Consider the following 14,582-nt stretch of genomic DNA (forward strand, 5'->3'; position numbering starts at 1 on the left):
TATTTACCAGCTCCATTTCATAGGGTTTAAATGATTAGAAATACTTTTTGTAGCTTCACCAACACTATCTACGGCTTTTTCTGTAGATTTTTTAACAACATCGATACCATCGTCTAGTTTATGTCCTACCCAGTCTGCTTTATCTTTTATACCAGCCTTATTATTTTGATAAGCCCAATCTACAAGCATTGTCGAAACCGAACCAAACACAAAGCCACCTATAACAGCCCATCCTACTGGATTACTTGCAAATAACGCGATAGTAGCAGTCATACCCGCACCTGCGCCAATACCTATTCCTGTAGTTAAAGCATTATGCGACAACGCCTCACCAAATGTTTTATCATCATTTGCAAGGTCATCATACATACCTATACCAAAACCTACACCTGCAACACCTTTACCTAGATATTTTCCGCCTTTAGCAAATTTACTACCATTTTCTATAAACACATTACCTGATGTACGTTTGACTTCCACAAATGAATTTGGACCGGCTGGGCCTTTGACTCCACCTGCTGTATTGATAAATACACCGAATTTACTTGCATTTATACCGCCTTGCTCTAAAAGTGTTGACGTGATATCTAATCCTATATCTCGTTTAATACTATCTTTATTGTCATTTATATATTTCATTATACTTTTCGGGATATCGTCTTCTGGATGTTCTTTGGCATATGCCTTTATAACAGCAAAGTCTGCTTTATTTAAAGTTTCTTTCTCTGCTTTTTGTTCAATTTTCCCCATAGCAACTTTCAAATATTTTTCATGACTTGCTTTAGCCCAATCAAGTTCTTTACCTGAAGGTATATTAAATTGATTTTTTGAAAAGTTCCAAAAATTCTGCGCTTGGGTAAGTCCTTGTTGGACAATTTTTTGAAATTCTTCAACTTCTTTAAATATTTCTGGTGATTTTTGATTAAACTCACGCAATTTGCGTAGCTTCTCTTCTAATTCATGTTTTTGTTGACCTAATGTTCGTATTATTTGTTGGTTCGATGAAATGGCTTGCTGATTATCGGAAGCATGCTTTTTCAAATTGTTATTCAAATTTTCATATCGCGTAATTTGTTGACTTAATGATCTGATATCTTCTTCAAGCTCTGATTCTTTTAAAGATATGCTATCAACCTCACTCGTATAACGTGACACAAAATTATCGCAAGCTTGCTTCGTTAAATCACTCAATGTTTTCATACTTGTTGATAATGGAATTAACACCGTACTAAAAAATTGCTTAGCTGACGTATACGCTTTACCTTTAAGCGCATCATCATTGATAAATTGAGTAATTGCTTTTTCCAACGCATCATAATTTGAATTCATTGTTTGACTCAAATTACCCACACTTGAAGCTTGGTTTCGAGATCTGTCTAAATACATGTCAATACTCATCGGCATGCTCCTTTTTCAAAAATATATGATTTTCAAACTATTTAAAATCAAATGCTTTTTACATCTACAAAGTTGTAAAATTTTAAAACTCGGCGATGATTATTTCTTATGTAAAGGGGTCTAGATGCAGGTAAATTGAGATAACATGTCGCCTTTTTTCTTATTTTAGCATATGGATATAATGGTGTCTTTGTATATTCGCAATTAATCAATAAAAATTATCTTTCAATATTTTAATTTTATTGCGACAACATCCTTAACATTAAATATATTAATATCTCAAAATATATTTACTATTAAAATATGTCATCAGTTGTTAAAAATACTTCCTCATCATGCGAAATATCAAAACGTCTCTAAAATACGAACAAGTTTACAAAATCACACAACATCATCATTCAAAATTTTATTGCCCTCATTTTCAATATTCATTTCATATCTATCAGTTCATACATAACTAAAATTTCAATTGTGCAATCTCGCCGTTAATGCAAAAACCTTCAAACAATAAATCATCACTATAAACACTCCTAGTTCAACACTTTTCAAACATAAGTATTGACACATTGAGCAAAATGATTTTTAATTGTAACTAATACAGTTACAATTACGAGGTGAGAAACATTGAATTTAGAATTTAACATTGCCGTGCATGTGTTAGCTTTTTTAACTAAGCATCATTCAGAAAAATTCAATAGTAGTTCATTAGCAGAATTAACTTGTTTAAATCCTGTTCAATTACGACGCGTGACGACTCAACTTGTCGATTTAAAAATGATTAACACAATACGGGGTAAAGATGGTGGATATTTAGCAAATGATCGTAGCGCTGATGTCTCTTTAGCAACATTATATAAACATTTTGTCTTAGAGAAAGAACATCACACACGACTATTTACTGGCGACGAAGGCAGTCACTGTCAAATTGCTCGTAATATTGCAACTACCATGTCACATTATCAACAAGACGAACAGAATATCATTATTAATTTTTATAAAGAAAAAACAATCAAAGATGTCATTGAAGACATTCAAAAGGAGGATTTATGTCATGAAAACATATGATTTAATTGTAATAGGATTTGGGAAAGCTGGTAAAACTTTAGCGAAATACGCTGCATCAACAGGTCAACACGTCGCAGTTATCGAACAATCTTCGAAAATGTATGGTGGAACTTGTATCAATATAGGATGTATACCTTCGAAAACACTTGTACATGATGGATTAGAAGGCAAAACCTTTGAAGCAAGTTATAACCGTAAAAACGATGTTGTCAATGCGCTAAACAATAAAAATTACCACTTATTAGCAGACGACAGTAACATTGATGTACTGGATTTTAAAGCGCAGTTTAAATCTAATACTGAAGTGAATTTATTAGATCAACATGGCGATATCGCCGATAGTATTACTGCACCTCATATCATTATTAATACTGGTGCTACCTCTGTCATTCCTAACATTAAAGGCCTTGATCAAGCTAAACATGTCTTTGATTCAACAGGTTTATTAAACATTAGCTATCAACCTAAACACCTCGTTATTGTAGGTGGCGGTTATATCGCCTTAGAATTTGCTTCAATGTTTGCGAATTTAGGTAGTAAGGTTACAGTATTAGAACGTGGTGAATCATTTATGCCACGCGAAGATCAAGATGTCGTTGCACATGCTATTACTGACTTAGAAAATAAAAGCATTGCATTGTATACAAATGTTGAAACGACTGAATTGTCATCTGACGATCATCATACAACAGTCCATACTAACGTTGGTAACTTTGAGGCAGATGCAGTACTTTTGGCTATCGGACGCAAACCGAATACGGATTTAGCATTAGAAAATACTGATATCGAATTAGGCGACAGAGGCGAAATTAAAGTCAATGCTCATCTTCAAACAACTGTGCCGCATATTTATGCTGCAGGTGATGTTAAAGGCGGACTTCAATTTACGTATATATCTTTAGATGATTATCGAATTATCAAATCAGCGTTATATGGTAATCAGTCACGTACGACTGACAATAGAGGCAGCGTGCCTTATACAGTATTTATAGATCCACCATTATCACGTGTTGGATTAACTAGTAAAGAAGCTGCCGCTCAACATTATGATTACACTGAACATCAACTTTTAGTAAGTGCTATACCTCGTCACAAAATTAACAATGATCCAAGAGGTTTATTTAAAGTAGTCATTAATAATGAAAATAATATGATTTTAGGTGCTACATTATATGGTAAGCAATCTGAAGAATTAATTAATATAATTAAACTTGCGATTGATCAAAATATTCCATATACCGTATTACGAGATAATATTTATACGCATCCTACGATGGCCGAATCATTTAATGATTTATTTAATTTCTAGACAAAACATAAAAACCTGGTGGCACGCATTGAATGATGCTGCCATCAGGTTTTATTGTTGTGCTTTTCGCTTTTCTAATTTTTCTTTAAGCTTTCTATCTTGTTCTTCTTTACGACGTTTACGTTCTTCATGTCGTTTTCTTAAACGCTCTTCTTCTTCAGGATCACGTGGTTTCTTTAATTGTTGAGAAACTTTTTCGATTAATTCTTCTTCAGTAAGCGCAGCCAGTGGGCGGTTATTAACAAAAGTGAATGTTTTTCGGCGTCCAGGTCCACAATAAGATTGACAACCTATCACGATTTCAGCATCGGGATCTAATTTTTCCAACTTCTTTTGTAACGTTCTAATATTGACTGCCTGACATTCATCACAAATAAGGAATGTATTTTTCATATTGCTACCCACCTTTCTTTATCATATCTATATCGTCGATTTCATTAATTTTTTCGTTAACTCTATCTATTTTACTCTTTTTAATATTTTTTTCAAGATACGTAACACGGCTGGCAATAAAAAATGGAGCATTTATCTTCTAATTAAATTAGATGATTGCTCCCCTACCAAATCATTTATTGCCCATGATAAATATTAAATTTTAATGGTTTAATACCATGTTTTGTCCATTCATCATAAATTTTTTCTTTATCTACATCTTTATTGATAATTGTAATACCACAGTCTCCACCACCAGCGCCTGATGTTTTAGATGCGCCGTGATACTTTTCAGCAATATCACACAAATATTTTAGCTTTTCAGTTTCTATATCAACTGTAGCTTCTTTATCCATACGTTGAATAATTGTACGATTCTGACGCACCATCTTTTGCACACCTTTAATGTTATTTGTTTTAAAAGCATGAATAAGTTTTTCAACACAACGATGTGAATCTTCTAAGAAGTCACCGTAAAATGAAGGATCTGATTTCAAACGTTTCACTTCGCTAACAAAGTGTGGTGATGACGCCGGTGAGCCAGTCCAACCGATAAGTACTTCCATATTTTCAGGTGCTTGTAATGGTTCGATGTGCAATCCAGGCCAGTTTTTGATTAAAACTTCTTCAACCGTAGTATCTTCAATTTGATGCTTGACCCATTCATGATCAAAAGTACTATACGCTAACCATCCACTATATACACTCACAGCAATATCTCCGCATGAACTTAAACTTTGTAACTTCATATTTGCAATCACTGCTAGTTTATAAATGTATAAATTAGATAACTTCATATCATAAAATTCATTTAATACTTTTATAACTGATACAAGTACTGCTGCACTTGAACCTAATCCATATTTATGACCATTTGAATCATCTAAATTACTATCAATAGTCAGATGAAAATGCTTCATCGCTATATCGCAACTTTTCGCGTATTGTTCAAATATTTCAATAGCTGTGACCACATAATTTAATTGTTTTGCTGCATGTGGATCTGAAATGACAATACTATCTTCATCTCTACTAAATGTAACTGGGTTATGATGTAATGCTTTTGAATGAATGGTACCTTTATATTGGTCTGCTTCTTCAATAGTAGCAGTTACAAAACGATCTAACGCAATAAGTACAGATTTATATCCTGGTTCTGTTACAGCATATTCTCCAGCAATATAAAGTTTTCCGGGTGCTTTGACCTGAATCATTTTATCTCTTCCTTACTCAATTATTTCAATTCCTGTGGCAATAATGTCACTATCAATAATTTGGTTATTATCAAACTGTGTTAATAATTTATCTATAATCTGTTGCTTGTTTTTCTTTTCTACAAGTATTTTCACATTAGGACCCGCATCCATCGTAAAATAGCACGGATACCCCGCTTCTCGGCATTCGTGAACGAGCGCCATTACATCATAACTTTCTTGCACAAGATATGTGAAAGGCGGTGTTGATCCTAGATTCGTGGCATGCATACGCAAACCATTTTCTTCAATTACTTCACCAAGGCGTTTAAAATCTTTGTCTTGAATCGCTGCTTTTGCTTCAGCTAAATCTTCATCAATATGATCTAACCAATATTGATAAAACCTTGATGTGTTTCGTGTCAATGACATACCATATCGACTAGGTACCTTTTTAGAATGTTGATTAATCACAACAAATATCATGGCAAGGTCATCTTCAAAATGATTCGATTCAAGTGGAACGGCATATGACGTCTCATCACTATACCCTTTTTCCCATTCTGCAAATCCACCATAAATACTACGTGATGCAGAACCCGAACCGATTCGCGCCAATCTCGACAAATCCTTATCTGACAGCTGCATGTCTAGCGCTTGATTACAAGCTGCTGCTAAAGCTGCATATGCGCTTGCTGATGAAGCCAACCCTGCTGCTGTTGGTACAAAATTGTCGCTTTCAATTTCTGCATACCAATCGATGCCAGCTCTATTTCTGACAATATCCATATATTTTGAAATTTTCTCTAATTCTTTGCCACTAACCTTTTCACCATTCAACCAAAATTGATCCTGTGTTAACTGGTCGTTAAAAGTGACTTTCGTTTCAGTGTAAAATTTTTCTAATGTAACAGATATGCTATTATTCATTGGAATGATTAGTGCTTCATCTTTTTTACCCCAATATTTTATAAGTGCAATATTCGTATGTGCACGTGCTTTGCCACTTTTAATCAACGCATTAACCTCCTAAATTCTCAATCCATGTATGTGCTGCACCAGCTTTTTCTACAGCTTTTACAATATTTTTCGCTGTTGGTAAATCTTTGGCAAGCAATAACATACTTCCACCACGACCAGCACCAGTAAGTTTTCCAGCAATCGCACCATTTTCTTTACCAATTTTCATTAATTGTTCTATTTTATCATGACTAACTGTCAACGCCTTTAAATCCGCATGACATTCATTAAAAATATCCGCTAAGGCTTCAAAGTTATGATGTTCAATCACATCACTAGCACGTAAAACTAACTTACCGATATGTTTTACATGTGACATGTATAGAGGGTCCTCACAAAGTTTATGAACATCTTCTACTGCTTGTCTTGTTGAACCTTTCACACCAGTATCTATAACAACCATATAGCCGTCTAAACTTAACGTTTTCAACGTTTCAGCATGACCTTTTTGGAACCAAACTGGTTTGCCTGATACAATCGTTTGCGTATCAATACCACTTGGTTTACCATGTGCAATTTGCTCTGCCCAATTAGCCTTTTCAATTAGTTCTTCTTTCGTTAATGATTTCCCTAAAAAATCATAACTCGCACGAACAAAAGCAACCGCGACAGCTGCACTCGATCCTAATCCACGTGATGGTGGTAAATTCGTTTGGATCGTTACTGCTAGCGGCTCTGTAATATTATTTAATTCTACAAAACGGTTCACCAAAGACTTAAGATGGTCAGGCGCATCATATAACATACCATCGTAAACATCGCTTTTAATAGACGAATAGTTCCCGCTCTCTAAGGCTTCTATTAAAACTTTGATTTTACCTGCGTTAAACGGTACTGCAATAGCAGGCTCTCCAAATGTAACAGCATGTTCTCCTATTAAAATAATCTTACCTGTCGATTCCCCATATCCTTTTCTTGTCATGTCAATATCACCTTTTATATTTATCCTATACTTGATTCATTGTTTTTATTTATTAGTAAAAGACATCATATTCTAAGTTGCATACGCATTCGCGTTAAATTTCATTGCAGTCTTTATCTCACATTATTCATATTATGTATAATCTTTAATTTGAATTTATATTTGACTTAACTTGATTAGTATAAAACTAACTTTCGTTTACTTCAAAGTTTAAATCTTATCGAGTGATATTTCAGATTCTTTATCTTTTTATAAAATAGCCCTACAATTTATAATTTTCCACCCTAACTATAATACTACAAATAATAATTGGAATATATAGATTTACTACTAAAGTATTAGAACATTTCAATAGAAGGTTCGTTTCTTTCATAGTCATACGCATTATATATACCCTATTCTCAATCTATTTAATACGTAAAACATGAAATTTTCTTATTAAATTTATTATTTCAATCATATCATTACTTTTAATTTAATGATGTTCAATTTAAATATTAGGACAATAACATATTTATGCTATTTATGGATACTGTCAAAAATAACAGCCCCAAACGATAACTTGAAAGGGGCTGTTAAATATTTAACTATTGCATTTGGTCTATCATTTTCTTGTTTCTTTCAATCATTTTATCAAAATACGTATCGTATCTTTGCCATTCTTCTTGAGTAATTGGCGTCATATTTAATACACCGCCAAGATCTTTGATTGCATATAATAGTAAAAACATTACATCTTGAACAGTAATCGTTTTGTTAAGCAATGTCTCTAATGAGGCCATACAAGATGGTTCAATTTCAGGGTATTTAAATTTAGTCACTTCACCTTTTAAAGCATGTTCATAAAATGTTTGCATCATCAATGCACGTTCTGAACCAGAGCCTTCAACACAAAGATAAATTTGTACAGCAATACCGCCTCTAACTCTTCGTTGCGATATGCCTGCAAATTTCTTACCATCGATACTTAAGTCAAATTTTCCTGGGCAATAAGAATGTTCAATTTCCATCGTATCAATATCAACATTCTCATCTTCGAACATTTTGCTAATTAAGAGATACATCACAGTAAACGCTTCATCAATCGTTGTTTCTGTTTGTCCTTTGAACATCAGCGATATATTTAATACACCTTGATCTAGAACGACACCTAGGCCGCCAGAATTTCTAACAATGGCATTATAACCAATCTCATTCGTTAAATAATCAATGCCATCTTTTAAAAACGGCAATCTTGAATCATGAATACCAAGAATAACAGTATGTTGATGAATCCAAGTACGCACAACATTATCTGATATATCTTTGCCCACACTTTCGCAAAATGTATCATCGAATGCGAAAGATTGCATAGGCTCTAATCCAGAAGAATGGTCGATATATCGCCAGTTGACGCCATTAAAATATTTACTCGTTAAATCCATCGTTATTGTAAGGCTTGCGCTGCTGTAATAATTGAAAGATTGTATACATCTTCAATTGAGCAGCCACGTGATAAGTCATTTACTGGAGAATTTAAACCTTGTAATACTGGACCAACTGCATCATATCCACCTAAACGTTGTGCAATTTTGTAACCAATATTACCAGCTTCTAAACTTGGGAATACAAAGACATTTGCATCACCTTGTAATTTAGCACCTGGCGCTTTTTTCTCAGCAACACCTGGTACAATCGCAGCATCAAATTGGAATTCGCCATCAATGATTGCTTCTAATTTTTCTTCTTCAGCTTTTTGTTGTGCTAATTTGACAGCTTCTTGAACTTTTGTCACGTCGTCTGATTTAGCAGACCCTTTTGTTGAAAAGCTTAACATTGCAACTTTTGGATCCATGCCAAAGCTTAATGCTGATTTTGCACTTTCTACTGCAATTTCTGCAAGTCCTTGTGAATCAAGTTCTGGATTGATTGCACAATCACCAAAGATGTATTGTTCATCACCTTTAATCATAAAGAAGATACCTGATGTTCTTGATACACCTGGTTTCGTTTTGATGATTTGTAAAGCTGGACGCACAGTGTCGCCTGTTGAATGTGCTGCACCACTAACTAGACCATCTGCTTTACCAGCATAAACAAGCATTGTACCGAAGTAGTTCACATTGTTTAATAATTCTTGTGCTTGTTCTTCAGTCGCTTTACCTTTACGTCGTTCAACAAATGATTGAACTAATTCAGCTTTCAATTCACTTGTCGCAGGATTAATTAATTCAATATTAGAAATATCAAGATTAAGTTTTTGCGCTAAAGATTGAACCTTAGTCTCATCACCTAACACGATTGGTGTAACATAATCTGTTGCTTGTAATTGTGTTGCAGCTGTTAGAACACGTTCGTCCTCTCCTTCAGGTAATACGATTTTAACGTTTTTACCAGAAAGTTTGTCTTTTAATACATTTAATAAATCAGCCATAATGTCCTCCTGTAATATAAATCTTATTAATCATTCACGGTATAATTATACGCCATTTTATTTCATAATGCCACGTCACCAATTTGTAATCATAATTTTATCGTTACCCCTTTGCTTTATGATAAAATTTATAAAGAACTGATGATTTTTGAAAAGGAGCGATAAACATGAGTCAAGCAGCCGAAACATTAGATGGTTGGTATAGTCTACATTTATTTTATGCAGTTGATTGGGCATCATTACGTCTAGTTCCAAAGGACGAACGCGATGCACTTGTCACTGAATTTCAATCATTTTTAGAAAATACAGCAACTGTAAGATCATTAAAATCTGGTGATCAAGCTATTTATAATATAACTGGTCAAAAAGCAGATTTGTTATTATGGTTCTTACGTCCTGAAATGAAGTCTTTAAATCATATTGAAAATGAATTTAACAAATTGCGCATTGCTGACTTCTTAATCCCTACATATTCATATGTATCAGTCATTGAATTGAGCAATTATTTAGCTGGTAAATCTGATGAAGATCCTTATGAGAACCCTCATATCAAAGCAAGATTATACCCAGAATTACCACATTCTGATTATATTTGTTTCTATCCAATGAACAAGCGTCGTAATGAAACTTATAACTGGTACATGTTAACTATGGAAGAACGCCAAAAATTAATGTATGACCATGGTATGATTGGTAGAAAATATGCTGGCAAAATCAAACAATTTATTACTGGTTCTGTAGGGTTTGATGATTTCGAATGGGGCGTAACATTGTTCTCAGATGACGTATTACAATTCAAAAAAATTGTATACGAAATGCGCTTTGATGAAACAACAGCACGATACGGTGAATTCGGTAGTTTCTTTGTAGGACATATTATTAACACAAACGAATTCGATCAATTCTTTGCGATTTCTTAATACATTGGTACGTTTATAAATTAATAAAAAATTCCAAGCTTATCGGTTTAAGCTTGGAATTTTTCGTTTATCTTCAGTATATTCCCGTATACATAAGACGTGCTTTGGTAAATAGTTGAAATCTGTATGTTTAAACTTATATATATGTGCTAATGTATTATCAATAACAAAGTACACTTTGCTCATAGCAAAGTGTACCCGAGTAGTCTTCCTTGGGAGAACTTTAACTACTATCACTACATATAAACGTTAACCTCAATAGAAATTATACAGTCGCTACTCTATACAATTTTTGTAATGGTTAACTAATATTATTTTAACCTATTTGAAATATTTGAAACATATTTTTGTCGAATTTTTTCAATATTTTTTCCTTTTTATACTTCAAGAGAATTTTAACCACTAAAAATTCCGATGATTATTATTACAATAGTATCAAATATTAGTTTTTTAAAATCAATAACAACTTATCAAAAAGCTCATGTGGTTATTTTATAGTGTATAAACTATAATAAGTATTAAATTCTTATAAACAATGGTGATGAAATGGACATAAATTCAGAAGAATACAAACAAGAGGTACTTATCAAAGATGTTGTCATGCTTGCTGCTCGCATACTATTAGAATCTGGTGCAGAAGGTACGCGTGTAGAAGATACCATGACACGTATTGCAAAAAAACTTGGTTATAGTGAAAGTAACAGCTTTGTTACAAACACTGTCATCCAGTTTACGTTACATTCGGAATCGTTTCCTAGAATATTTAGAATTACCTCTCGAGATACAAACTTAATAAAAATTTCTCAAGCTAATAAAATTTCGCGTCAAATTACAAATAATGAAATTTCTTTAGCCGAGGCAAAAACGCAACTTGAAAAAATATATGTTGCTAAGCGTGACAGCAGTCTTCCCTTTAAAGGTTTTGCTGCAGCAATGATTGCAATGAGTTTCTTATATTTACAAGGTGGTAGATTGATTGATGTTTTAACTGCGATATTAGCAGGTAGTCTAGGATACCTAGTCACTGAGATTTTAGATCGTAAATTACACGCACAGTTTATCCCAGAATTCATTGGTTCATTAGTTATTGGGATTATCGCCGTTATTGGACATACACTTATTCCAACAGGTGACTTGGCAACTATTATCATTGCGGCAGTCATGCCTATTGTTCCTGGTGTATTAATAACAAACGCAATACAAGATTTATTTGGTGGACACATGTTGATGTTCACAACGAAATCATTAGAAGCCTTGGTTACTGCGTTTGGCATCGGTGCTGGCGTTGGTAGCGTATTAATTTTAGTATAGGAGTATCAGACTATGTTTTGGATCTTAAACTTTATCTTTAGCTTTTTAGCTTCAATGTTCTTCTGCGTCATTTTTGATGCACCTAGAAAATTATATCTATCATGTGGTTTCGTTGGTACGTGTGGATGGATGGTTTACACCTTATTCTTCAACGGCTTTAATGTGCACACTATATACTCTAGTTTCTTCGGCAGTCTTGCCCTAGGTTTATTAAGTCACTATATGGCACGTAAACAAAAAGAACCTGCAATCATTTTTATGGTGACGGGTATTATCCCATTAGTGCCAGGTGGATTAGCTTACGATGCAACGAAAAATTTAGTATTATTAAATTTCAGTACAGCAATCAATACCATGCTAGAGGTTACACTTATTGCAGGAGCCATCGCATTAGGTTTATTATTCGCCGACCAAATTTCCAAATTAATTGTTTCTGGGTTCGTGAAATCTTTTAAACGATTATAAATATTGTTAGAAATGGCTCAGCCCAAACTCTTAGCAATTATATATATGGTTTAACTATCTCGCCTTAAATGTCAATTTATGCTACAAAAAATCGCACGATACGCCTCCGAATTAAGAAGGTATATTGTGCGATTCTTTTATTATTTAGTTTTTTCTTTTTCAGGTTCTTCAATCATATCATCAACTTCATTTTCACTTCTATTTAAAATCAAGCGACTTAATTCATCATTATCCATATTTTTCAATTTAGGATATCGAATCACAAAGAATATTAAACCGATGATTAACCATCCAAGTAATGCAATATAAGATGGTGCAGTCAGTGCTGCAGGAGAACCTGGCACTAATAACAACGCTAAGAAAATGAATGATACAAATGAGCCGATAATAGCAAACGTTTTGTAAACCGGTGCATACGTATTACTTTGTTTGTTATAACTGAATAATTTCGCAGCAGACAAACATGTAATAAAGTAGGCAATGGATACACCTGTAGATGACATATCTACAATCCAAGTCAATGCCGTTCTTCCTAGCCAAGGTGCAATTAAAGACACACTTACTAGGAATATGATTGCGACATATGGTGTTTTGTATTTACTATGTAATTTACTAAACATTGTTGGCATAATACCTGAACGTCCCATAGAAAATAACAAGCGACTTGAACTCATCAAGAATCCATTTAAACCAGTAAATATACCCATCATAATTGCAATTGCTAATACACCTAATCCAATATAACCAAATGCTGTTTGTGTAACAGCACCTGTTAACCACAACTGTCCATTTAAACTTTGATGACTTGTTGATAACCAACCAGTGTATAAAATCATGACAACATAAGTTAATGATGCTGCTAATAAACTGTACACGATAAGCTTAAATGTCTTGTTTGGTGCAAAGTTAAACTCTTCTGCTGTTTGTGGAATATTATCAAATCCAACATATGCCCATGGTGCCACGGATACAATAACTACAATAGACACTAACCATCCTTTGCTAGGTTCAGCTAACGGTTGTAAATTTTCAAGTGCAAAATTATTACCAAAGAATGAACCAAAGAACATCAATAATACGACGATTACCATCGCCACACAGAAATAATATTGTAATGATCCAGATACACTTGCGCCACGAATCGTTACTAGCATGAATACAAGTAGTAATACGGTCGCAATAATGATTTCCGTAATATAAACGTCCCAGCCCGCAATGGTGTATAGTTTCCCATTATTTAAGACATCTGGCAATAAGAATTTAACTAGTAAACTGAATGCGGTCGCATTTAAAGCAACGACACAGACATAACCAAAAGTTAAAAACCATGATGAGAAGAAACTCACATATCTGCCGAAACTTAAGAAACTAAAGGCAAACGCGCCCCCTGATACTGGAAATCTCTCTACTAATGCGCCATAACTAACCGCAATTAATATCATTAATAATGCACCAATAACAATACCAATTGATGCTGCAATCGGACCTGACTGCTTAATCCAGTCTCCTGGTAAGATGAATGCGCCCCATCCGATACATGAACCATATGCAATCGCCCATACAAATTTTTCAGATAGGTTTTGTTTTAAATCGCCTCTATCTATTTGCTTATTCTTTTTTTCCATAAATAAAAACTCACCTCGAAGGTATTCTATACCCAAAAGATGAGTTTGTAACTCTTTTTCTTGATTATTTTTATTAAAAATTTAATGTTTAGTTACATAGGTAATCTAAAATTTTAAAATTTAACCAGCAAATTTGAATGTCGCAATGATTAACATTATCCATCCAATGATGAACAATACGCCACCAATTGGCGTAATCGCACCTAAAACTTTAATTTGAGTTAATACTAAAATATATAATGATCCACTAAAGAAAATAATACCAGCAAATATTAACCAGCCAGCCCAGTTAACATTGATTGAAGTTGTGCCACTAATTACACCTATAATTAATAATGCTAAGCCATGGTACATTTGATACGTCGTTGCTTTTTCCCATACTGATAAATAGTGATCACTTATTTTTCCTTGTAAACCATGCGCACCAAATGCACCTGTTCCGACAGCCATCATCGCGTTTAATGCACCTAAAATAATAAATAATTTCATTGCTACCTCTCCTTATATAA

At 33.7% G+C, this 14,582-nt stretch carries 15 protein-coding genes; 5 read left to right on the forward strand and 10 right to left on the reverse strand.

Features of this window, described 5'->3' with window-relative positions:
* Positions 1 to 3: 3 nt before the first annotated feature.
* Together JV528_RS09025 and JV528_RS09030 are read right to left on the reverse strand one after the other, a co-directional pair.
* Positions 4 to 1,398 carry a T7SS effector LXG polymorphic toxin gene (locus JV528_RS09025; protein ID WP_204177480.1) on the reverse strand — a complete coding sequence of 465 codons (1,395 nt, stop codon included), beginning with the start codon at positions 1,396 to 1,398 and terminating at the stop codon, positions 4 to 6.
* Between the two features lie 465 nt (positions 1,399 to 1,863).
* Positions 1,864 to 1,965 carry a hypothetical protein gene (locus JV528_RS09030; protein ID WP_014532578.1) on the reverse strand — a complete coding sequence of 34 codons (102 nt, stop codon included), beginning with the start codon at positions 1,963 to 1,965 and terminating at the stop codon, positions 1,864 to 1,866.
* Between the two features lie 57 nt (positions 1,966 to 2,022).
* On the opposite strand from JV528_RS09030, the gene hypR reads away from it, so the two are divergent.
* Positions 2,023 to 2,463: a redox-sensitive transcriptional regulator HypR gene (gene hypR / locus JV528_RS09035; protein ID WP_001047248.1), complete on the forward strand. Its 441-nt coding sequence runs from the start codon at positions 2,023 to 2,025 to the stop codon at positions 2,461 to 2,463.
* On the forward strand, positions 2,450 to 3,772 hold the full coding sequence (gene merA, locus JV528_RS09040; RefSeq protein WP_000860602.1) for a hypothiocyanous acid reductase MerA: 1,323 nt from the start codon (positions 2,450 to 2,452) through the stop codon (positions 3,770 to 3,772). The genes hypR and merA overlap by 14 nt, the downstream gene beginning before the upstream one ends.
* 51 nt (positions 3,773 to 3,823) lie before the next feature.
* On the opposite strand, the gene JV528_RS09045 is transcribed toward merA, so the two are convergent.
* The 6 genes from JV528_RS09045 to pta all read right to left on the reverse strand — a co-directional run bounded on the left by JV528_RS09045 (position 3,824) and on the right by pta (position 9,752).
* Complete coding sequence (locus JV528_RS09045; RefSeq protein WP_000798967.1) at positions 3,824 to 4,165, reverse strand: YuzB family protein; 342 nt, start codon at positions 4,163 to 4,165, stop codon at positions 3,824 to 3,826.
* A 176-nt stretch (positions 4,166 to 4,341) separates the two neighbouring features.
* Complete coding sequence (locus tag JV528_RS09050) at positions 4,342 to 5,418, reverse strand: phosphomevalonate kinase (RefSeq protein WP_000616885.1); 1,077 nt, start codon at positions 5,416 to 5,418, stop codon at positions 4,342 to 4,344.
* 12 nt (positions 5,419 to 5,430) lie between these two features.
* On the reverse strand, positions 5,431 to 6,414 hold the full coding sequence (gene mvaD / locus JV528_RS09055) for a diphosphomevalonate decarboxylase (protein ID WP_000597335.1): 984 nt from the start codon (positions 6,412 to 6,414) through the stop codon (positions 5,431 to 5,433).
* Positions 6,415 to 6,418: 4 nt separating this feature from the next.
* Entirely contained in the window at positions 6,419 to 7,339 is a 921-nt protein-coding gene (mvk, locus tag JV528_RS09060) for a mevalonate kinase (RefSeq protein ID WP_000197030.1), read from the reverse strand.
* Positions 7,340 to 7,926: 587 nt separating this feature from the next.
* Positions 7,927 to 8,763: a lipoate--protein ligase family protein gene (locus JV528_RS09065; RefSeq protein ID WP_065315833.1), complete on the reverse strand. Its 837-nt coding sequence runs from the start codon at positions 8,761 to 8,763 to the stop codon at positions 7,927 to 7,929.
* A gap of 2 nt (positions 8,764 to 8,765) precedes the next feature.
* The gene (gene pta, locus JV528_RS09070) at positions 8,766 to 9,752 is read right to left on the reverse strand and encodes a phosphate acetyltransferase (protein ID WP_000774287.1); all 987 of its coding nucleotides are present in this window, start codon (positions 9,750 to 9,752) and stop codon (positions 8,766 to 8,768) included.
* 167 nt (positions 9,753 to 9,919) lie between these two features.
* Here pta and hemQ point away from each other — a divergent pair, with 167 nt between their 5' ends.
* From hemQ to JV528_RS09085, 3 genes are all read left to right on the forward strand, one after another.
* On the forward strand, positions 9,920 to 10,672 hold the full coding sequence (gene hemQ, locus JV528_RS09075) for a hydrogen peroxide-dependent heme synthase (protein WP_000075708.1): 753 nt from the start codon (positions 9,920 to 9,922) through the stop codon (positions 10,670 to 10,672).
* A 546-nt stretch (positions 10,673 to 11,218) separates the two neighbouring features.
* Entirely contained in the window at positions 11,219 to 11,983 is a 765-nt protein-coding gene (locus JV528_RS09080) for a threonine/serine exporter family protein (RefSeq protein ID WP_000354088.1), read from the forward strand.
* A 12-nt stretch (positions 11,984 to 11,995) separates the two neighbouring features.
* Positions 11,996 to 12,448, forward strand: a complete 453-nt coding sequence (locus JV528_RS09085) for a threonine/serine exporter family protein (protein WP_000498572.1) — start codon at positions 11,996 to 11,998, stop codon at positions 12,446 to 12,448.
* A 140-nt stretch (positions 12,449 to 12,588) separates the two neighbouring features.
* Here JV528_RS09085 and JV528_RS09090 read toward each other — a convergent pair whose 3' ends face one another.
* The gene (locus JV528_RS09090; RefSeq protein WP_000412518.1) at positions 12,589 to 14,073 is read right to left on the reverse strand and encodes an APC family permease; all 1,485 of its coding nucleotides are present in this window, start codon (positions 14,071 to 14,073) and stop codon (positions 12,589 to 12,591) included.
* Positions 14,074 to 14,193: 120 nt separating this feature from the next.
* The gene (locus JV528_RS09095) at positions 14,194 to 14,562 is read right to left on the reverse strand and encodes a DUF423 domain-containing protein (protein WP_000765183.1); all 369 of its coding nucleotides are present in this window, start codon (positions 14,560 to 14,562) and stop codon (positions 14,194 to 14,196) included.
* Positions 14,563 to 14,582: the final 20 nt, after the last annotated feature.

Origin of the sequence: Staphylococcus sp. GDB20D11A, assembly GCF_016893255.1 — a bacterium.
GTDB lineage: Bacteria > Bacillota > Bacilli > Staphylococcales > Staphylococcaceae > Staphylococcus > Staphylococcus aureus.